We start from the raw sequence: 18,999 nt of genomic DNA, 5'->3' as shown, positions 1-18,999 counted from the left end.
AAAAACATGCTCGAAACCCGGTGGATAGAAGCGTGATTTCACCAAGGAGTAAATTGCGTTTCGTGCTTTCCGGCGGCGCCGGCAGGAATGTTTTTCCGCCCATCACCGGCTACCGAGCGCCCGCGCCCCTCAGCAGCACGTTGAGCCCGATCGCCATCACCTTGGCCGATTCGACCATGTCTGATATCCCCACCCATTCGTCGGGCCTGTGGGCGAGGTCGAGAATGCCCGGGCCATAGGCGATGCAGTCGTAGATGTGGCCGATGCGGGCAATGTGCTTCTGGTCGTAGGTGCCGGGCGAGATCACGTAGTCGGGCTCGCGGTCGAATACCTCCATGATGCCCCGCGCCACCGCCTTGACCACCGGCGCATCGCGCTCGGTCATCAGCGGCAGCACCTCCATGAGATCGCGGATCTCGTAGTCGAATTTCTTGCGCTCGCGCTTCAGCCGGTCGAGGATATCGGTCACCTCGCGCTTGACCGTGCCAAGATCCTCTTCGAGCAGGAAGCGGCGGTCGATGGCCAGCCGGCAGGAATCGGGGACATTGGGCGAGGGCAGGCCAGGCCGGAAATCCTCGGTCTGGCCGCCATGGATCGAGTTGATGTTCATGGTCGAGCGCTTGGCCCCGTCGGGCACGACCGGCATGCGCGTCACCTTGCGGTCGAGCGCCGGGAACAGATCGTCCTCGAAAGCCCTTAGCAGGGCGCCCATATGGCGCACCGCATTGTCGCCGAGGAACGGCATCGAGCCGTGCGCGATCTCGCCCTTGGTCTCGATCTCCGCCCACCAGACGCCGCGATGGCCAAGGCAGATGCGATCCTTGTTCAACGGCTCGGGGATGATGACGTGGTCGACCTTCGGCTTGGAGAAATAGCCGAGCTTTGCCAGATGGGCGACGCCGCCGAAGCCGCCGGACTCCTCGTCGACCGTGCCCGAAATCTCGATGGCGCCCGGGAAGTCGGGGAAAACCTCCATGAAGGCCTCGGCGGCGATGATCGAGGAGGCCAGGCCGCCCTTCATGTCGCAGGCGCCGCGGCCATGGACCTTGCCATCCCTGACGATGCCGGCGAAGGGATCGAGGCTCCAGCCGTCGCCGGCTTCGACCACGTCGATATGCGAGTTGAAATGCACGCAGGCGCCGGGCGAGCGGCCATCGAAGCGGGCGACCACGTTGACGCGCGGGTAGCGGTCGGTGTCGCCGGGCGTGCCTTCGGCGCGGATGAATTCGACTTCGAAGCCGCGCTTTTTCAGCCGCGCTCCGACGTATTCGGCGCATGGCCGATAGGCCTCGCCGGGCGGGTTGATGGTCGGAAAGCGGATCAGGTCCGCGGTCAGCGCGACCAGGTCGTCGACCCGATCATCGACCGCTTTCAGCAGGAGTTCGTTCATTCGACGAATTGAGCAGCCAACGGTGCGTTTTGGCAAGCCTGTTGGCGGGTCGCGCCCTAGTTATGTGGTTACATGTCGCCACGGCAACTATCGCGGGAGATCGTTCAAATTCGCTGCTTTGGATTGGTGAATTCGTCAGAGGTGTGTGGTTACCTCATTCACTTGCGATTAAAGGATGAAGAATAGCGTGAAGGCAGGCAGGCAAGGGCAATCAAAGGGGTTTGATCGCATGAAAAAGACCGTTCTCATGGCAGCGGCACTGGCAACGATGCTGTTCGGTTCTTCGGTCGAGGGCTGGGCAGCCAAGCTGGTTGCAAGGATCGACGTGTCATCGCAGACGATGACTGTAAGATACGGCCGGGCGGTTTACCGATGGCGCGTATCCACGGCGCGCAAAGGCTATATCACGCCGCGCGGCAGCTACCGGCCGCAACGAACGGCACGGATGTGGTATTCGCGCAAATACGACATGTCGCCGATGCCTCATTCGGTGTTCTACCGCGGCGGCTATGCCATCCATGGCACAGGCGCAGTAAAATCTCTCGGGCGCCCAGCGTCGCATGGCTGCGTGCGACTGCACCCGTCCAATGCCGCCGCCTTCTATTCGATGGTGCGGCAAGCCGGCTTTCGCAACACACGGATCGTGGTGACCAACTAGAGCGCGGAAAACACGCCGATCGCCCCGACCAGAACCAGGCTTAGCGCCCAGATCACAGCCAGATCAAACCAGCTTTTCGAAAGAAACCTCAATCCCAGCCACCGATAGACGCCGAAGGCCAAAGCGCCGCCCGCAGTGATCATCGCGCCGGTGTGGACCGCTGCCACGCCGATCGAGAGCGCTGCAGTTCGTGCAATGAGGGCGGTCGCGGCACGGTGCCCGGCATCCGTTTCAACGACGCCGCACAGGCCGAGGTAGATCGGCACCAGCATCAGGCCTGCGCCATGCGCGACGGCGACGAGAAAGGACCAGAGCGCCAGTCGCGACGGCGGCACGCGCGCCAGAAATCTAGGATGCCGCCGGTTGAAGAGCAGCCAGACTCCGAGCGCGACGACAATTAGACCTGCGCCAACGCGGATCTCGGTTTGCCAATCAACCAGCATGGTCATCAGCGCGAAGGGCAAGAGGACCACCGTCATGGCGACAAGATGCCCGAACGCCAGCGCCAGGAGTGCGCCCGGCAGCGCATAGGCTCGCCGTTCCATCAGGGCGGCCGAAACAGCAAGCGGCCACCCCATACCCGGGTTTACGCCATGGTAAATCCCGCTGGCGACCACAGCGAACCAGAGGCCGGCTGTGGTCGAAAGGAGTTCGGGCAACACCTAGGCCGAAGGGTAGCAGAAACTGTCGGTAGAGCAGTCGCCGCCTTCAAGCCGGATCTGGTGCGTTCGATAGCCTTTGGGGAACTCGACGAAGAAGTTGGTGTCGAGCGTCAGGCCACCATTGGCGCCAACATCGGCCTTCACCATCGCCCCGCCGCGCTCACCGGGATAGAACTGATCGTCCCAGGTCGAGTAGAGCGAATTGGTCCAATAGACACGCTTGCCGTTGCGGCTAATCTCGACCATCTGTGGCCCATAGCCGAAGACCTTGCCACAGGGGTGCTTGGTCTTCTTGACGATCCCACCCAGTTCGACCTTGCCCGCCAGAACCGGCTTCATCGGGTCGCTGACATCGTATTGATGCATTTCACCCGTACCCCAACAAGCCACATAGAGATACTTGTCGTCGAGGCTGAGGTCGATGTCGGTGACCAGAGGGGGCACCGCCGAGAAACCCTTCAGAAGGTCCGGCAGATCGTCGGCATTGGCCGGTTGAGGCGGGATGACCGCCGTCTTCTTGGCCTGGAACTTGCCATCTGCGTCGCGCCACCAAGTCCAGATCGAGCCTTCGAGATTGGTGGTATCGACCACAACGCCGCAGAAGCCGTATTGCTGGACTGGATCATGCGCCGGGCGGATTTCGAGCGCCATTTGGTGATTGGCGCCCAGATCGATCGTCTGAATGTTCTTACGCGCACGCAGATCCCAGAAATGCATGCGGTGGCCGTACTTGTTGGACAGTAGATCCTCAGGGACGATGCCGTTTTCGAACTGCGGCGGCAGGGCCCATTCGGAACTGACCATGTAGTCGCGCGGCAGGTTCCACCAGAAATCGTAGTGCTTGTCCTGGGCGCCACGATCTATCTCATAGCGGCCAATGACATCGAAGGTCTGGCAATCCATGATGAAAATGCCCGGAGGACCGTCGGTACCGTCCTTGCCGCCGCCGCCGAGGGTCGAGACATAGATGCCCTCGGGTCCGCAGTGGATCGTATGCGGGCGGGAATAGCCCGTCTTGGCAAAGACTTCTGCGGGTTCGATGATCTTGTGAATCTTGGCGGTTGTCGGCCCGCCCTTCACATCAATTATGTAGATGCGCGACGAACGAATGCCCGGAATGATCAGATAACGACGCTCCAAAAAGGCGTGGCCAGTCAGTGGTGATAGCGCCGAAGAACACGCATTCCAGCCGAAGTGATGAAACTCATCGCCTTTGTTTGGCATGATCACAGTGTGGACGATCTTGCCGAAATCCGGCGAATTTGGATCGACATTCACCACAGCCAAACCGTCGGGTTGCGAGAAGTCCGGGCTAAGCATCAACGTGTAGGCCAGAGTTTCCGGCGGCCCTTCCATAGCCAGCTTAGGTGACGGATAGAATGTGGGGTCTGGTCGCAGATTCATCGCGGTATCCTCCCTACGCGTTTGTGAAACTTTTTTTGGTGCTCTCCGTGTCGCTCCCTTTTGAAATGCGGCCCAGGTAGGGATCACAATACACCAAGTCTCCTCGTCTGTCTGACACCGCGTCGCGCTAGCACTATTTACGTGGGCAGACTTTGGGCAGAATATACGGGGTGGGAGGGAGCATTCGGAATCCTGAATAAATGCGCCCGAACGGCTTCCGACCGTTGGTTGCAAGGGAGGATAATCATGAAACGTATTTTCTCGCTCGCGGCATGTGCCGCGGCGTTATCGCTCGGCGTATCGAACGCCTACGCACAATCGGGCGGCGTCGACAAGGCGGTCGGCGGCTACAGCTTCGAAGAAGCCGCAAAGGAGGCCCCCGGTACCAAGGACTTCCATTCGGCCGATGGTCACCTCACATTCGCTATCGTGACACACACTGCCGGCAATGGCTTCTTCGATCCGGTCTACGTCGGCGCGACCGTCGCCGGCAACCTGATCGGCGCCAAGGTCCTGCTGCTCGGCTCGGAATCGCCGACTGACGACCCTGCCCGCGAGATCGAAATCCTGAACCAGATCGTGCAGGATCCGACGATCGATGGGCTGATCATGACAACGCCCCAGGTCGGCGCCTACAACGACATCGTCAAGGCCGCCGAGGCGAAGGGCATACCGGTCGCTACGACCAATTCCTTTGACGGCACGCTCCTCAACCGCAGCGGCATCGGCCACACCGGCCAGGACGCCTCCGCTGCCGCAATCGCCGGCGAGGCGCTCGTCAAGTGCCTCGCGGACAAGGGTATCGAGAAGGGTTCGATCGTCCTGCCGTCGTCGACCGCAATGGGCAACATCGAGGTGAACAACCGCGTCACTTCGGCTTTCAACGCCATCGTCAAGGGCTTGAAGGATGCCGGCAAGCTTGATGCCTTCAAGGTCGACGCGGGTCCGGAGAACACCGGTATAGACACCAATCCGAATGACCCGGTGAACGGCATCGTGACGCTGTTTGAATCGCGCGGCGACGTCGTTGGCGCGTTCGCCGGCAACAACGTGTTTACGCCGGCGCTTGCCAAGGCCGTCGCTCAGACCGGACTGACCGGCAAGATCTGCGCCTACGGTTTCGACCTCGGCCCGGCCCAGCAGGACGCGATGAAGAGCGGCGATCTGACCGGCGCGCTCGGGCAGCAGCCCTTCTTGCAGGGCTTCTGGCCGGTCATGCAGCTCTATCTGGAGATCGACCGCGGCATCGCGGCGGCCAACCTCGACACACGCGCCCAGCTGGTGACGAAGGAGACCGTCGAGGATGTCGGCAAGCGCTTCGAGAACTGAGTCCACTCGAAACGTCTGAAATCATTGCGGGAGAGCGCAGGCTCTCCCGCAATGCGGCAGCAGGAAATCGACCAGAAGAGACCATGGCGCTTACCGCGACCACATCGCTCGGCCGTGCGCCGTCCCAGATTGTCGGCGGCTGGGAGGTGGGGCTCGTTGCCTTGCTTTTGCTGCTCTATCTCGGCGGCGCTCTCGTCAATCCCGCGTTCTTCGGGTCAACAGGAGCGTTTCACTCGCTGCTCCGCGACACCTCGCGGGTTGCCATCATCGCGGTCGGAGTGACCTTCGTCATCGTCAACAAGGACCTCGATCTTTCGGTCGGTTCAACTTACGGCCTAGTCGCCGTCGTCTTCGCCAGGCTGTTCGCGCCGAACTTCCTTGACCTCGGCGTCGTCACGTCGGTGATCCTCTGCCTGCTGCTCGGCACGCTTATCGGGCTGATCAACGGCGTGCTCGTCACCATCCTGAAGGTGCCGGCGTTCATCGCCACGCTGACCGTCCTCTTCATCGGCCGCGGCTTCGTGCTGGCGCTCACTCACGGCCAAGCGATCTACTACCCTGCCAAGGCGACCGGCTATCCGGTTTTTTTTCACCTCGGCGAGACCAACCTCCTCGGCTTCAACAACCAGATCGTGATCTTCCTCGTTGTCGCCGTGATCGGCGCCTATGTGCTTGCCAAGACGCGCTGGGGCTACGAGACCTTCGCCACCGGCGGCAACGAGCAGGCGGCGTCCTATGCCGGCATCCCGACCAACTGGGTGCGCATCCGAGCCTTCCTGATCTCCTCGCTCTGCGCGGCGCTGGCCGGCTTGATGTCAGCTGCGCAGGACAAGGGCGTGACGCCGCTCTACGGCGTCAGCGGTGAGCTGACCGTCATTGCCGCCGTGATCATCGGCGGCGCCTCGATCCTCGGCGGCCGCGGCCGGGTCGCCGGATCCTGCCTTGGCGCCCTTCTGGTGGTGCTGCTCGACAAGGTATTGCGCGAGGGCTGGCCGATCACGCGCATCATCAAGATCGGCGACGAGGAGATCACGGTCAACGCCGTTTTCTCGCTACCGGTCGGCGCGGTGCCGGTGTTCCTCGGGCTGCTACTCGTCGTCGCTGTGCTCATCGAGCCCTATCTCATCCGCCGCCAGGTGGCAGGCCGCCTCTGGGCCTGGCTCCGCGGCCGGCCGCCGCCACCGGCCTACGAGATCGGCGGCATCGCGATCGAGGGGGTGCAGACCAAGGGCGCGATGGCGACCGACATGGCGTTGTCGGCCACCGGGTTCGGCAAGTTCCTCGCCCGGCGCGACGCGCTCGCCATCATCCTGACCGCGCTCCTGTGGCTGACCGGCCTCGCGCTCCGGCCGGACTACTGGTGGAACCTGTCCAACAGCTTCGCTATCTTGCTCAACTACACCGAGCTTGCGCTGATCACCATCGGGCTCACCTACGTCATCGCCGCCGGCGATATCGACCTCTCCGTCGGGGCGGTGCTTGCCCTCGCCGGCAGCACAGCCGCCTATTTCCTCAAGGTCCTCGGCGCCGACCCCGTGACCGCCGTGGCGATGGGCCTGCTGGCGGGCATGTGCGCCGGCCTCGTCAACGCGATCGTCACCGTCGGCTTCAAGCTGCCGGCCTTCATCGCCACGCTCGGCATGTTCTACATCGCCCGCGGCCTCGCCGCCTGGTTCGTCGCCGGGCAGCAGCTCACCGGCTGGCCCGAGGGCTACAACCTGCTTGGCCGCAAGGTGAACGACATCCTGCTGCACTACCGCATCTCGCTGCCGGACGGGCTGCTGCGCTCGATCGCCGAGGTGGTGAGCGTCCAGACCATCTGGATGCTGTTGGTCGCCCTCATTGCCGGCGTCGTGCTCGCCTACATGCCGTTCGGGCAGAAGGTCTATGCGACCGGCGGCAACATTCGCGCCGCCGCTTATGCCGGGATCAACACCAACCGGGTGCGGTTCTTCGCGCTCATGCTGGCGGCGCTCTGCGCGACAATGGCCGGGATCATCAACGTCGCCTACTTCCGCAGCTTCAACCCGGTGGCCGGCCAGTTCCGCGAGCTCGACGCCATCGCTTCGGTGATCATCGGCGGCGGTTCGATCTTCGGCGGCTACGGCACCGTGATCGGGGCGCTCGCCGGGGCGGCGGTGATCACCCTGATCCGGGCGCTGCTGCAGCTCAACGTCCAGGGCTTTACCATGCCGCAGCACTGGATCAACGTCTTCATCGGTGGCATCCTGATCGTGGCGGTGCTGATCGACATCTGGGTGCGCCAGGCCAACATCTTCGGCCGCCTGCGGGCGCGCCTCGCGCGGCGCACAAGGACGGCGGAAACGACCCATGCGTGACGCGACCAGGCCTGCACCGATCGTAGAAATGCGGGGCATCGAAAAAGCCTTCGGTGCGGTGCAAGCGCTCCGCAATGTCGACCTCGTGCTCTATCCCGGCGAGATCCTGGGCCTCGTCGGCGACAACTCGGCCGGCAAGTCGACGCTGATGAAGATCCTGACCGGCGCCTACCAGCGCGACGCGGGCGGCGAGATCTTCGTCGCCGGGCAGCCGGTGCACTTCAAGAGCCCGCACGAAAGCCGCGACGCCGGCATCGAGATGATCTACCAGGATTTCGCTCTTTGCGGGAATATGGATGTCGGTCAGAATATCTTTCTTGGCCGTTGGCCGCGCAGGGGCCTTTTCGTCAATCGGCGGAAAATGTACGCGGAAGCCGACAGTGTGCTGAAGCGGCTCAAGGTCGACGTGAACTCCGTCTATCAAAAGGTCGAGAGCCTTTCGGGCGGCCGCCAGCAATCGGTGGCGATTGCCCGCGCTATCTCCTTTCAGCCGCGCGTGGTGATACTCGACGAGCCGACCGCCAATCTCTCGGTGATGGCGACCGAGCGGCTGCTCGAAACCATGCTGGAACTGAAAAAGCAGGGCGTTGCCCAGATCATCATCTCCCACCGCCTCGTTGACATCTTCGCTGTGGGCGACCGCGTGATGGTGCTTAAGCGCGGCGAGAACGTCGGCGATCGCTACATCAAAAACACCGACGAGCATGAGGTCCTGGAGATCATCGTCTCCGGCACGCGAGAGCATGCACTTACGGCCGATGAGGCAATGCTTTGACCGATCAGGATCACTTTTCTCCTGGCGTCGCAGAAATGCGGCTAAAACCACCCGCTCTAAGTCCATCGAGATTGTGGCCCGAGATGGCGAAGGGACCGGTGTTGGCTGCGCTTTCTCGCCGTTGCGCCGCGATCACCACCCGAAGGTCGCATTGATTGCACCCAACGGGCGCCGAACCATTCGATGAGGATGTCAATCAGCGCACGCACCTTTCTGGGCGCAATCCCGCCAGGTGGCCGCACCACATAGATCCCCGCCTCTGGCGAGGGATAATCCGCCATCACTTGTCTCAATGTACCCTCCGCGATCGGCACGTCGGTAAGGAAGTCGGGCAGCGCAGCAATGCCCAGCCCAGCCAAGAATGCGGCGGTTCAGAATAAAAGCGCTCTGTAGTGATCCTTCGCGCCCCCGTCTGTCCTGCCGGACAGAGGGGGGCGCTGTCCGGGCGCTGTCCCTCCGCGATCAAAGGTTCTGCACCGCAGCAGCGCGAGGGCTGGCGGCAGCGGCGAGCAGGGCTGAGCCCGCCAGCAGGGCGGCGGCGAGCAGGAAGGCGCTCCACCAGCCGGCAGTGTCGAACAGCATGCCGCCCGCGGAAGCGCCGCCGGCGATGGCGAACTGGATCAATGCGACCTGCAACCCGCCTCCAGCTTCAAGATCGTCGGGAATGATCTGAGCCATCCATGTACCCCACGCCGCCGGAATCGGGGTGTTGAACAGCCCCCAAAGAACCAGAAGCGCAGCCGTGGCCCAAAGCACCGGTCCCACTGCGATCAGGAGCAGGGCGAGGAGCGCAAGCGCGCTCGGCAGCCCGATCAGCACGGCGGTGAGGTTTCGCCGGAGAACAAAGCCGGCGATGGACAGTCCCGCCAGGCCTCCTAGGCCGAGGCCCAGCAGCACCAGCGACAGGACGTTCACGTCGAGGCCGGTGACGCTTTCAAGGAATGGGCGCAGATAGATCGACAGCGAATTCATTCCCATGAATGCGAGTCCAGTTGCGGCCATGCCGATGGTGAATGTCCGATTGCGCAGCAGACGGAACATGCTGGATACCGAAACGGCCTCCATCGGCGGCATCTTCGGCAGAAGGGCCAGTTGCCAGACGAGCGCCGCGACGCCGACCGGGACTGTGACGAAGAAGGTGCCCCGCCACCCGATCAGTTCGCCGAGGAAGCTGCCGAGCGGTGCGGCGATGACGATCGCCAATGCGGTTCCGCCCTGCAGCAGGGCGATCGCCTTGGGCAGGTCGGAGCCTGGGGCCAGGCGCGCCAAAATGGCCGTGGAGAGCGACCAGAAGCCGCCGATCGCGATCCCGACCAGGGCCCGTCCGGCCAGAAACACCAGGAAGTTGGGAGCGAGGGCAACAGCCAAACTCGATGCGACCAGCACTGCCGTGTACAGCAGGACGACCGTTCTCCGGTCGAACCTGGCCAGGAGTGCGTTGCCGAACAGGCTGGTGATCACGGCAAAGAGCCCCGACACGGCGATCGCCTGTCCGGCCTGGCCTTCCGAGATGGCCAGGTCCTGCGCAATCGGAGTCAACAGGCTCACCGGCATAAACTCCAGGCCGACGAGGAGAAAGGTCAAAAGCGAGAGGCAGGTGACGGCGGCCCATGGCGTTACCGCCCCTTCAACCGCCAGCGTGTCATCCAGTGTCAGTTCGATAGCCATTCGTGCGCTCCTGTCCGTCGCCAGACTAGGTAGCCGGGCTGGTCTTGTCAGACTAGCGGCTATAATCTGCATGTCGTAGTGAACGGAGCTCACCAATGCCGCGTGACGAGTTCAGTGAGATGCGAGCCTTCCTTGAGGTCGCTCGGCAGCGCAGTTTTACGCGAGCGGCGGCCAAATTGGGTGTCACCCGATCGGCCCTCAGCCATACGATCAGGTCAATGGAGGAACGGCTTGGCGTCCGTCTGCTCTCTCGCACGACCCGCGATGTGGCGCCCACGGCGACCGGAGAACGCCTCGTCGAAAGCATCGAGCCGCATTTCGAAAGCATTGCCGCCGGGATCAGCGCGATCAACGCCCTGCGCGGCCAGCCCTCGGGCCAGATCCGTATCGTGTGCCCCGATGATGCCGTCAATTTGGTCTTTCGCCCCAGGCTGCCAGCGTTCCTGCGAAACTACCCGGACATCAATGTGGAGCTCATTGTCGACAACGGCTTCACCAACATCGTCGAGCGTCAGTTCGATGCCGGTGTTCGACTTGGCGAGGCAATCGCCCGCGACATGGTGGCCGTTCGCATTGGTCCCGATGTCGGCTATTGCGTCGCCGGCTCACCCGATTATTTCGCTCGTCGGGCTGCGCCGAAAAGCCCTCAGGACTTGACCGACCACAACTGCATCAACCTGCGGCTTCCCAGCTCAGGCGCGATATATGCCTGGGAATTCAGGAAGAACGGACGCGAGTTCAGCGTCCGTGTGGACGGCCAGCTGACCCTGAACAATATCGCGCCGGCACTTGACGCGGCCCTCGACGGCATCGGTTTGGCCTATGCGCCGAAGGCTCTTGTTCAACCCCATGTTGAGGGTGGTCGGCTCGAGGAAGTCCTTGCCGACTGGTGCCCGACCTTTCGAGGCTATCATCTTTACTATCCCAGCCGACGCAATCAATCGCCGGCGTTTGCAGCCTTTGTCGCGGCTTCCGGTATCAATCTCGATAGACCCTTTCGACCCGCCCCAAGATCGCAGATCACGACGTGGGCTCGATCGGCACCGGAGCCAGGGTGCGCCGCCACTCTCCCGGCGCCTTGGCCCTTGAATGGCGGTCAGTGCACTGCCGGGTCAAACTCCACGCGATCGGGACGAGATCACCACGGGAACGGCACGTCCTCGGACCGTTCGCGTCGAGGAGCGTGGGGCGAAGGGCTCACGCGGCCCGTTCGGCCGTGCCCTCGAATTTGTTGAGGTTCGTCGAAGTGAAGCCGGGGCAGGCAGCGTCGGCGCCGGCGTCCTCAAATTCGATGGCGAAGGCGAGCGTCGTCGCATCGAGGGCAGTCTCCGAGGGGCTGTAAACAGGGCCGAACAACGCGCGCTGTGGACTGGACGGGTCGACGCTGACGATGCGTGCCGCCGGCGCTTCACCAAGCAGCCGCAACATCGCCTGCGTGACGGCGACGACGCCGAACACGTTGGTCTCGAACACCGCGCTTCCCTCGAGGGGCGCCGCATGCGAGATGCCCTGCTTTCCCGCATCGGAAGTGCCTGCATTGTTCACCAGGACGTCGAGGCGACCGAACTCGTTACGGATGCGCTTTGCCGCGGCGGCAATCGAGGCCTGTGTCGTGACATCGAGTTGGACGGCGCGGGCATCCGCGCCGATGCTGTTTGCAGCCGTCTCCGCATGCTCGAGCTTGCGCGACCCTACGAGCACGGTGAGGCCGTGCGTCGCCAGATCCCTGGCGATTTGGAGTCCGATTCCCTTGTTGGCCGCAGTGACCAGGGCAATAGGTTTGACCCGCATGGTGATCTCCTCTTTTTGCATTGACGTGTAGGCAACGGCGCCATGCTGTGCTAATTTTCCCAATCGGAACTGCATTCCGTTTTATACGGAACATCGTTCCGTTTATCAAGTGGAAAAATCATGGACGACAAATCGGAGGAGCGGGGTGGTGGCTTGGAGCCCGTAAACTCGACGGATCGGCGCGTGCGTGCGGACGCGCAACGCAACTCCAAGGCGCTGCTCGAAGCCGCAATGGCAGTGTTTGCGGCTTCGGGGGTCGATGCTCCGGTGCGAGAGATCGCCGATAAGGCCGGCGTTGGCGTGGGTACGCTCTATCGGCATTTTCCGCAGCGTTCGGACCTGATCGTGGCGGTCTTCCGTAACGAAGTGGATGCCTGCGCAAATGCTGCATCTGCCATTGCCGCCGAACATGAACCCGGCGAAGCGCTCGCCCGATGGATGCAGCGTTACGTGGACTTTATCGCTGCCAAGCGTGGACTCGCCGCGGCCTTCTCCTCCGGCGATCCGGCATATGAGTCCTTGCCGCTGTATTTTCTTGAGAAACTTCGGCCCGCGCTGCAGACCTTGCTGGATGCCGCGACCGAAGCGGGCGACGTTCGCTCGGACGTTGATGCGAAAGAACTATTGTTCGCGATTGCCAGGCTCTGCTCACCAGACCGCTATGGCGGAGGCCCCGACCAGGCACGACGGATGGTTGGCTTGCTGGTGGATGGGCTTCGCTATGGCGCCCCTTCGGTCGGCTGATTGGTCTTGCCAGGACAGGCCACCGAGCGATCGGTGACCAAACAAAAACCCACCTCGGTAACCGGGCGGGGTCGGTGGCGCAATTAGCACATTGCCAACAATAGCATAATTGCTGTCACTCACTTCTACTCAGGCGGCTTCGCCGCGGTTCCTCGCCCGCTTGTGCTTCCCGCGCGGGCCGCTGATTTCCCATCTTTTGTGGAACCACATCCACTGGCCGGGATCCTCGCGCACCCAGCGCTCGACCACGTCGTTGAGCAGCTGAGTGGTGCCATGGACGTCGACACTGCCGCCGGCGGTGCGCGGCAAGATCAGTTTGTCCTCGATCTCGAGCCGGAAGCGGTTGCCCGGCAGGCGCACGCAGCGCGCCGGATAGACATCGCAGTCATAGTGCCGCGCCAGGGTGCCCAGGACCCGGTTGCTTTCGCATGGGCGGCCGAAAAAAGTCGTTTCGAGCCCGCTCGAGAATTTCTGGTCGACGAGCACGCCGATATTGCCGCCTTTCTCCAGGATGGCCGCCAGCGCGAACGAAGCGCCGGTCGCGGAGGGCAGGAGCGAGCCCATGGTCGAGCGGCGCGTCGAGAGGATGTAGTCGGCAAGGTAGGGGTTGTTGGGCGGACGAAACAGCGCCGTGATGTTCATGCCGAAAGTGGCTGCCGCCACCGGAAGCAGCTCGAAATTGCCGAGATGCCCGGTGAAGATGATATGCGGTTTTTGCTCGCCGGCGATTTGCACGAAGTGCTCGACCCCCTTGACCTCGATGCGCCCCGGTTTCGTCGCGGCGGGATCGTAGTCGAACAGGGCATCGAGAAAGACGTATTCCGCGGCAAGGCGAGCCATGTTGCCCCACATGTCGGAGGCGATGGCCTGGATCTCCTTGTCGCTCTTTTCCGGATAAGCCTTGCGCAGATTGGCGATGGCGACGTTATGGCGCCCCACCCAAGGGCCAATGCGGCGGGCGGCGCGGTCGGCGAAATTGAGCGCGCTGTCGACCGGCAGCCGACGCAGCAGCCAAATCATCGTCATCGCGAGGCGCGCAAGCAGCCAGTAGTTGAACTGGCGCAGCCGCCTGCCGTAGCGGAACGCCAGGTCCCGGCGGAGCTTCTTGAAGGCGTTGCCGACCATTCCTAGACCATGATGTTTTCAGACAGCAGCATCATGGTCTAGCCGACGCGCAGGATGATCTTGCCGAACACGTCGCGGCCTTCCATGCGCTTCAGCGCGGCGTCGATGCCGTCGAAGCCGACTTCGGTGTCGATAACCGGAGAAACCAGCCCCGCCGCCATTTTCTGCATGGCGTCGGCCATGTTTTGCATGCGGCAGCCGAACGAGCCGAGCAGCTTCAGCTGCTGCTGGAACAATTGCATCAGGTTGATCTGCGTCGATACGCCCGAGGTCGAGCCGCAGGTCACCAGGCGGCCGCCGCGTTTCAGGCACAGCATCGAGGCGGCAAAGGTGTCGGCGCCGACATGCTCGAAGACGACGTCGACGCCCTTCTTCTTCGTCAGCTTGCGCACGACGCCTTCGAAACGGTCGTCGCGGTAGTTGATGACGTGATCGGCGCCAAGCGCCTTCGCCTTGTCGATCTTGTCGTTCGAGCCAACCGTGGTGATCACGGTGCAGCCCATTTTCTTCGCCAGCTGGATCGCGGCGGAGCCGATTCCCGAGCCGCCGGCATGGATCAGGATGGTTTCGCCGGCCTGCAGCCTGGCATTGTCGAACAGCATGTGCTCGACCGTGCCGAAGGTGACGGGCGCGACGGCGGCGCCGACGTCGGTCACGCCAGGCGGGGCAGGGACCAGCAGGCGCGCCGGCAGGTTTATCTTCTCTTGCGCAAAGCCGTCGAGATGGAAGCCGTGAACGCCCGAGACATGCTCGCAGAGGTTGTCGCGGCCTTCGCGGCAGGCGCGGCAAAGCCCGCAGGTGCGCGCGCCGTAGATCGATACAAGCTGCCCCGGCACAAGGCTGGAGACGCCGGGGCCGACCGCCTCGACCTCGCCCGAGGCTTCGGCGCCGACGACCAGCGGCAGCTTGCGCTTGGCGAAGGCCATGCCGCGCCAGCCCCAGACGTCGATATGATTGAGCGCCACGGCCTTGATGCGCAGCGTCACCTCGCCCAGCGCAGGCTGCGGCGGAAGCGGCAGGTCCACCGTTTCAAGGCGGCGGTCCTCGATAAGTTGCAAAGCGCGCATTGGGCCTGTCGGTTCTGTTGACGAAGAACGGTCGCTTAGACTGGTTCCCGCGCCATGACAAGGCAGGTGTTCTGGCCGCCGAAGCCGAAGGAGTTCGACAGCACCGTGCCGACCTCGGCGTTGCGCTTCTGGTTCGGCACCACGTCGAGCACGATCGCCGGATCGGGATTGTCGTAATTGATGGTCGGCGGGATGACGCTTTCGCGCATGGTCATCAGCGAAAACGCCGCCTCGACGGCGCCGGCGGCCGACAGCGTGTGGCCGATCATCGACTTGTTCGATGAGATCGGCATCGAGCCGATCCGCTCGCCGAACACGGTCGACAGCGACAAATGCTCCATCTTGTCGTTTTCCGGCGTCGAGGTGCCATGGGCATTGACATAATCGATCTCGTCCTCGCCCAAGCCGGCATCGGCGAGCGCGGCGCGAACCGCCGCGATCGCCGGCGAGCCGTCCGGCTTCGAGCGGGTGCGGTGGAAATCGTCGGCCTTCTCGCCGCAGCCGCGCAGGATGCCGAGGATGTTTGCACCACGGGCGAGTGCCGCCTCCAGCGATTCCAATACCAGCGCGCCAGAACCCTCAGCGAGGACAAAACCGTCGCGATCCCTGGAAAACGGTTTTGACGCCTTTTCGGGGATGTCGTTGTGGGTGGAGAGTGCGGAAAGCAGCGAGAAACGGATCAGCGCCTCGGCGGTCGCCGAGCCGTCGGCGCCGATCGACAGTGCCCGGTCGCATTCGCCGCGGCGGATCGCCTCGACGCCGAGCTGGATCGAGGTGGCGCCAGAGGCGCAGGCCGTCGACAGCGTGATCGGCAGGCCGCGCGTGCCAAAACGGTCGGCGAGCCGGTCGGCGATCGAACCGAATTGGGTGGTCTCGAAAACATCGAACCCCTTCAAGCCGCGCGCCACCCGAAGCAGCCGTTCGGCGCCGACGTCGTGCTTGTCGGAATTGTACAGCGAAAAGCGCTCGCTCCAGTCGAGCTCGACCGGCGGCGAGGCGAGGAAAAGCGGCCCGCCGAAATCGCCCGAATCGAGGCCGGCTTCGGCCACAGCTTCCTGCGCGGCTATCTCGGCGAGGTCGTAGGTAAGAAGGGAAGCGCCCTTGGAGCTCGACGGCAGGAAATCGACCGTGCCGGAGATGCGGGTGTTCAGATGGTCGACCGGAAAGCGGGTTATCGGATGGATGCCGGACGTGCCCGCGGTGAGCGCTGCCCAATTGTCGGCCTTGCCGACGCCCAGCGACGTCACCACGCCGATGCCGGTGACGGCAACGATCGGCCTGCCCATGTGGTCGTTCAGATTGGCCATGTTTTTGTCCCAAAACCCTCTAGGCGGCGTTGACCAACGCCATGCCCTCGAATTGGTGATAGCCGATCGCCGTTGCAAGCACGGTCCTGGGAATGCCGTTGAACGGCTTCTCGGTGGCGGCGTCAAAAGCCGGGTAGGCGGCCTTGCGTTCGACAGCCAATGCAGCCAGCGCCACGGCGAAGGGAAACTGCGCTTCCTTCATGTGGCCGGTCAGCGTCGAAAAACCGCGTGCGGCAATCGCCGGATTGGCGTCGAGCGCCGATTTCTCGGCAGCAGTCGCGGCATGGGCTCCCGAAGCGCCTGAAATCGTCAGTAGCTCGCCGTTCGGCAATGCCGCCTGGCTGAGCAGCGCGGCAATCTCGGCATCGAGCTCGCCCTGCCGGCGTATGGCGCGTCCGGATACGACCGGGCCGAGTTCGGCATAGATCTTTCGCCCGCGGCTGATCGCGTGCTCGCGCTGTTCCAGGACGAGAAACGCACTGCCTGATCCAGTCACCACGCCGCCGCCGTCCAGGCCCTGTCTCTGCCAGACCGGTCTCCAGCGGCCGCGATGCAGGTAGCCGGCCAACTCATAGCCAAGCAGCATGTCGGAATGTTCGGTCTGGAACGCGCCGCCGACCAGGATGTGCGTCGATTGGCCGGAGCGGATGCGCGCGGCGGCTGTCTCGACAGCGGCGACGCCGGCACCTTCCTCGCCCATGAAAGTGCGCGACGAGCCGGTCACCTTGTGGACGATCGAGATGTTGCCGGCGAGCAGGTTGGAAAGCTGCGCCAGAAACAGCGTCGGCCGCAATTCGGTGGTCAGTTTCTCGTTGAGCAGCACGTCGCGGTCGTTGCGGCTTTCCGAAGCGGCGAGAATGTCGGCGTCGACCGCCTCGTCGCGCTCGCCGCCGCCGGCAGCCACCACCATGTCCATCGTCGTGCAGAGATCGTCATTGCCCTTGATGCCGGCGTCGTCCAGCGCCATGCCGGCGGCATAGGTGCCGAGCCGCTGCCAGGTTTCCATCTGCCGCTGGTCGCCGCGCTTGGCGATCTGCAGGTTCCAGTCGATCTCCGGCAGCGGGTGGACGGTGTAGGGCGAGAAGCGGGCGGCTTCGAGCACCGGCTCCAGGCCGGGCTGGACGAGCTTGCGCCAATGCGCATCCGGGCCTTCTCCCAGCGAAGAGACAAGGCCGATGCCTGATATGACGACGTCGTGGGAGCTCATGGGCGAGGGTTCATGGGGCGGCTGTTGTGGGTCAGGCTAGAAGACAAGCCATTTCAGGCGTTCTTTGCCATGACCAGGGCGTCGATCTTGGCGCACAGGTTCTTCATGACGAAGTAATCGTCGGTCGAGGCCTTGCCGTCATTGACCTCCTGCGTCCACTTTTCCAGCGGCACCTTGATGCCGAATTCCTTGTCGATGGCAAAGACGATGTCGAGGAAGTCGAGGCTGTCGATGCCGAGATCGTCGATGGTGTGGCTTTCAGGGGTGATCGTGTCGATATCGATCTCACTGGTGTCGGCGATGATCTTGGCGACTTTGTCGAACGTGGTGGACAAGGGCTTTTCCTTCGGTTGCGGGCGGAATCTGTCCGCTGGTGTTTGCGCGCTGTCTAATCGGTTTTTCCGGGCAGGAAAAGGCCTGAACGCCGGGCGCAGATGGGATACCCACTCCGTAAACGCAAGAAGAGCCGTTGGCGACCCTCCCGGTGATATGCCGCAACCACCCCATCTCTGGTCATTGCATGTACCAGTGTACCGTGGTACGGAAATCCTATGACCACCATTGAACGCGTGCAGACCGGGGTTCGCCTGGAAAAACGATTGGTGAAGGTGCTCAAGGCCTTGGCCGAGCATCGCGACATGAGCTTGGGTGAACTCATCGAGGGCATCGTGCTGCATGCCTTCGAAGGCCAGACGCCGTTTTCCCCGACGACCCTGGAAACAATCGGCCAATTGAAGCGCATCTACGGAATGGAGCTTGGCGCAGCGGACAGCCACCGTCTGGTGGAAATCGCCGGGGAGGGGGATGACCAACCATCTTGAGCGCAGCCACAGCATCGTGCTTTCGGGGCCGATCGACCGCGTCTTTCCGCTGTTCACGCCGACTGGGGAGACCCTGTGGGTGGACGGCTGGGATCCGGAGTTTCTGCATCCACAAGACGAGGAGACGCGCCAGGGCATGGTCTTCAGGACCGCTCACGGTGATGAGACCACGCTCTGGGCCTGCACGGACTGGGACCCCGTGGCGCATCGCATCCGCTATGTCCGGGTGACGCCGGATACGCGTTTCGGATTTGTCGAGGTGGCCTGCCGCCCGACCGCTGACGGAGGCACGGAGGCGTCGATTGCCTACACGTTCACTGCCCTGAACGCGGCAGGAAGCTCGTATCTGTCCGAGCTGACGGAGGACGCGTTCGCGCAGATGATCGAGGGATGGAAGCTCCGTATCGAAGTGTGGCTGCAAGTGTGAAACATCTAACGCCAGGTGCCTTAAACTAACTGCCGCTAAGGGTGGAACTTTACCCTTCGCTTCGTCTCCCGGAACAGCGCCGCGCCAGAAGCTGTCCTTGCCAAGCTGATCGAGAAATGTCGCCTCTTGGGGCCGGCAGCGGGCTGGCAGCTTTGGCCCTCGGATCTTCAATAGCTGACCTTCAAGTCGGTGCGAGTAACGTCGTGACGTGACCCACAGCGGACTCTCGCTTTCTTCTGAAGCAGAGTCAGACTACGCAGCCATCTGTGCCCGCCGTATGTCGCG

The 18,999-nt window shown here is 63.0% G+C and carries 18 protein-coding genes and 1 pseudogene; 8 read left to right on the top strand and 11 right to left on the bottom strand.

Annotated elements, in window-relative coordinates; genetic code table 11:
• Window positions 1–109: 109 nt before the first annotated feature.
• Window positions 110–1,390 carry an acetylornithine deacetylase/succinyl-diaminopimelate desuccinylase family protein gene (locus AC0L3D_RS23035; RefSeq protein WP_473627286.1) on the bottom strand — a complete coding sequence of 427 codons (1,281 nt, stop codon included), beginning with the start codon at window positions 1,388–1,390 and terminating at the stop codon, window positions 110–112.
• A 229-nt stretch (window positions 1,391–1,619) separates the two neighbouring features.
• Between AC0L3D_RS23035 and AC0L3D_RS23030 the strand changes: the two genes are divergently transcribed.
• Window positions 1,620–2,048: a L,D-transpeptidase gene (locus tag AC0L3D_RS23030; protein ID WP_023802989.1), complete on the top strand. Its 429-nt coding sequence runs from the start codon at window positions 1,620–1,622 to the stop codon at window positions 2,046–2,048.
• Here AC0L3D_RS23030 and AC0L3D_RS23025 read toward each other — a convergent pair.
• Together AC0L3D_RS23025 and AC0L3D_RS23020 are read right to left on the bottom strand one after the other, a co-directional pair.
• The gene (locus AC0L3D_RS23025) at window positions 2,045–2,707 is read right to left on the bottom strand and encodes a hypothetical protein (RefSeq protein WP_473627287.1); all 663 of its coding nucleotides are present in this window, start codon (window positions 2,705–2,707) and stop codon (window positions 2,045–2,047) included. The two genes, AC0L3D_RS23030 and AC0L3D_RS23025, sit on opposite strands and share 4 nt — an antisense overlap.
• A 3-nt stretch (window positions 2,708–2,710) precedes the next feature.
• Window positions 2,711–4,114, bottom strand: coding sequence for a selenium-binding protein SBP56-related protein (locus AC0L3D_RS23020; protein ID WP_473627289.1), 1,404 nt, complete (start codon window positions 4,112–4,114; stop codon window positions 2,711–2,713).
• A 246-nt stretch (window positions 4,115–4,360) separates the two neighbouring features.
• On the opposite strand from AC0L3D_RS23020, the gene AC0L3D_RS23015 reads away from it, so the two are divergent.
• The 3 genes from AC0L3D_RS23015 (at window position 4,361) to AC0L3D_RS23005 (ending at window position 8,557) form a co-directional block, all read left to right on the top strand.
• Window positions 4,361–5,443, top strand: a complete 1,083-nt coding sequence (locus tag AC0L3D_RS23015; RefSeq protein WP_091598261.1) for a substrate-binding domain-containing protein — start codon at window positions 4,361–4,363, stop codon at window positions 5,441–5,443.
• A gap of 83 nt (window positions 5,444–5,526) precedes the next feature.
• On the top strand, window positions 5,527–7,782 hold the full coding sequence (locus tag AC0L3D_RS23010; RefSeq protein WP_473627290.1) for an ABC transporter permease: 2,256 nt from the start codon (window positions 5,527–5,529) through the stop codon (window positions 7,780–7,782).
• Window positions 7,775–8,557, top strand: coding sequence for an ATP-binding cassette domain-containing protein (locus tag AC0L3D_RS23005; protein WP_091598255.1), 783 nt, complete (start codon window positions 7,775–7,777; stop codon window positions 8,555–8,557). Before AC0L3D_RS23010 ends, AC0L3D_RS23005 begins: the two co-directional genes overlap by 8 nt.
• 56 nt (window positions 8,558–8,613) lie before the next feature.
• Here the strand turns inward: AC0L3D_RS23005 and AC0L3D_RS23000 are convergent, their stop codons facing one another.
• Both AC0L3D_RS23000 and AC0L3D_RS22995 read right to left on the bottom strand, forming a co-directional pair.
• Complete coding sequence (locus AC0L3D_RS23000) at window positions 8,614–8,916, bottom strand: LysR substrate-binding domain-containing protein (protein ID WP_091598252.1); 303 nt, start codon at window positions 8,914–8,916, stop codon at window positions 8,614–8,616.
• A 103-nt stretch (window positions 8,917–9,019) separates the two neighbouring features.
• Complete coding sequence (locus AC0L3D_RS22995; RefSeq protein ID WP_473627291.1) at window positions 9,020–10,225, bottom strand: MFS transporter; 1,206 nt, start codon at window positions 10,223–10,225, stop codon at window positions 9,020–9,022.
• A 95-nt stretch (window positions 10,226–10,320) separates the two neighbouring features.
• Between AC0L3D_RS22995 and AC0L3D_RS22990 the strand changes: the two are divergent.
• Window positions 10,321–11,216 (top strand): annotated as a pseudogene (locus tag AC0L3D_RS22990) (LysR family transcriptional regulator).
• A 206-nt stretch (window positions 11,217–11,422) separates the two neighbouring features.
• Here the strand turns inward: AC0L3D_RS22990 and AC0L3D_RS22985 are convergent.
• Window positions 11,423–12,016 carry an SDR family NAD(P)-dependent oxidoreductase gene (locus tag AC0L3D_RS22985; RefSeq protein WP_473627292.1) on the bottom strand — a complete coding sequence of 198 codons (594 nt, stop codon included), beginning with the start codon at window positions 12,014–12,016 and terminating at the stop codon, window positions 11,423–11,425.
• A gap of 120 nt (window positions 12,017–12,136) precedes the next feature.
• Between AC0L3D_RS22985 and AC0L3D_RS22980 the strand changes: the two genes are divergently transcribed.
• The gene (locus tag AC0L3D_RS22980) at window positions 12,137–12,760 is read left to right on the top strand and encodes a TetR/AcrR family transcriptional regulator (RefSeq protein ID WP_473627294.1); all 624 of its coding nucleotides are present in this window, start codon (window positions 12,137–12,139) and stop codon (window positions 12,758–12,760) included.
• 129 nt (window positions 12,761–12,889) lie between these two features.
• Here the strand turns inward: AC0L3D_RS22980 and AC0L3D_RS22975 are convergent, their stop codons facing one another.
• The 5 genes from AC0L3D_RS22975 to AC0L3D_RS22955 are packed head-to-tail and all read right to left on the bottom strand — an operon-like array spanning window position 12,890 to window position 17,801.
• Entirely contained in the window at window positions 12,890–13,885 is a 996-nt protein-coding gene (locus AC0L3D_RS22975; protein ID WP_473645900.1) for a lipid A biosynthesis lauroyl acyltransferase, read from the bottom strand.
• Between the two features lie 38 nt (window positions 13,886–13,923).
• Entirely contained in the window at window positions 13,924–14,952 is a 1,029-nt protein-coding gene (locus AC0L3D_RS22970) for a zinc-binding dehydrogenase (protein ID WP_128166819.1), read from the bottom strand.
• Between the two features lie 35 nt (window positions 14,953–14,987).
• Window positions 14,988–16,259: a beta-ketoacyl-ACP synthase gene (locus tag AC0L3D_RS22965; protein WP_287257841.1), complete on the bottom strand. Its 1,272-nt coding sequence runs from the start codon at window positions 16,257–16,259 to the stop codon at window positions 14,988–14,990.
• Window positions 16,260–16,278: 19 nt separating this feature from the next.
• On the bottom strand, window positions 16,279–17,466 hold the full coding sequence (locus AC0L3D_RS22960) for a beta-ketoacyl-ACP synthase (protein ID WP_473645898.1): 1,188 nt from the start codon (window positions 17,464–17,466) through the stop codon (window positions 16,279–16,281).
• Between the two features lie 53 nt (window positions 17,467–17,519).
• Complete coding sequence (locus AC0L3D_RS22955; protein ID WP_023802974.1) at window positions 17,520–17,801, bottom strand: acyl carrier protein; 282 nt, start codon at window positions 17,799–17,801, stop codon at window positions 17,520–17,522.
• Between the two features lie 216 nt (window positions 17,802–18,017).
• Between AC0L3D_RS22955 and AC0L3D_RS22950 the strand changes: the two genes are divergently transcribed.
• Window positions 18,018–18,287: a hypothetical protein gene (locus tag AC0L3D_RS22950; protein ID WP_287257844.1), complete on the top strand. Its 270-nt coding sequence runs from the start codon at window positions 18,018–18,020 to the stop codon at window positions 18,285–18,287.
• On the top strand, window positions 18,271–18,714 hold the full coding sequence (locus AC0L3D_RS22945) for a hypothetical protein (RefSeq protein ID WP_473645896.1): 444 nt from the start codon (window positions 18,271–18,273) through the stop codon (window positions 18,712–18,714). The genes AC0L3D_RS22950 and AC0L3D_RS22945 overlap by 17 nt, the downstream gene beginning before the upstream one ends.
• Window positions 18,715–18,999 lie beyond the last annotated feature (285 nt).

Source organism: Mesorhizobium sp. WSM4837, from assembly GCF_055811435.1.
Note: the sequence above shows the minus strand (reverse complement) of the source record. Positions and strands in the feature narration are given on the sequence as shown.

Coding starts and splice junctions, on each gene's coding strand:
- AC0L3D_RS23035 (WP_473627286.1), bottom strand. CDS start 1,390: ATGAACGAACTCCTGCTGAAAGCGGTCGATGATCGGGTCGACGACCTG.
- AC0L3D_RS23030 (WP_023802989.1), top strand. CDS start 1,620: ATGAAAAAGACCGTTCTCATGGCAGCGGCACTGGCAACGATGCTGTTC.
- AC0L3D_RS23020 (WP_473627289.1), bottom strand. CDS start 4,114: ATGAATCTGCGACCAGACCCCACATTCTATCCGTCACCTAAGCTGGCT.
- AC0L3D_RS23015 (WP_091598261.1), top strand. CDS start 4,361: ATGAAACGTATTTTCTCGCTCGCGGCATGTGCCGCGGCGTTATCGCTC.
- AC0L3D_RS23010 (WP_473627290.1), top strand. CDS start 5,527: ATGGCGCTTACCGCGACCACATCGCTCGGCCGTGCGCCGTCCCAGATT.
- AC0L3D_RS23005 (WP_091598255.1), top strand. CDS start 7,775: ATGCGTGACGCGACCAGGCCTGCACCGATCGTAGAAATGCGGGGCATC.
- AC0L3D_RS22995 (WP_473627291.1), bottom strand. CDS start 10,225: ATGGCTATCGAACTGACACTGGATGACACGCTGGCGGTTGAAGGGGCG.
- AC0L3D_RS22985 (WP_473627292.1), bottom strand. CDS start 12,016: ATGCGGGTCAAACCTATTGCCCTGGTCACTGCGGCCAACAAGGGAATC.
- AC0L3D_RS22980 (WP_473627294.1), top strand. CDS start 12,137: ATGGACGACAAATCGGAGGAGCGGGGTGGTGGCTTGGAGCCCGTAAAC.
- AC0L3D_RS22975 (WP_473645900.1), bottom strand. CDS start 13,885: ATGGTCGGCAACGCCTTCAAGAAGCTCCGCCGGGACCTGGCGTTCCGC.
- AC0L3D_RS22970 (WP_128166819.1), bottom strand. CDS start 14,952: ATGCGCGCTTTGCAACTTATCGAGGACCGCCGCCTTGAAACGGTGGAC.
- AC0L3D_RS22965 (WP_287257841.1), bottom strand. CDS start 16,259: ATGGCCAATCTGAACGACCACATGGGCAGGCCGATCGTTGCCGTCACC.
- AC0L3D_RS22960 (WP_473645898.1), bottom strand. CDS start 17,466: ATGAGCTCCCACGACGTCGTCATATCAGGCATCGGCCTTGTCTCTTCG.
- AC0L3D_RS22950 (WP_287257844.1), top strand. CDS start 18,018: ATGACCACCATTGAACGCGTGCAGACCGGGGTTCGCCTGGAAAAACGA.
- AC0L3D_RS22945 (WP_473645896.1), top strand. CDS start 18,271: ATGACCAACCATCTTGAGCGCAGCCACAGCATCGTGCTTTCGGGGCCG.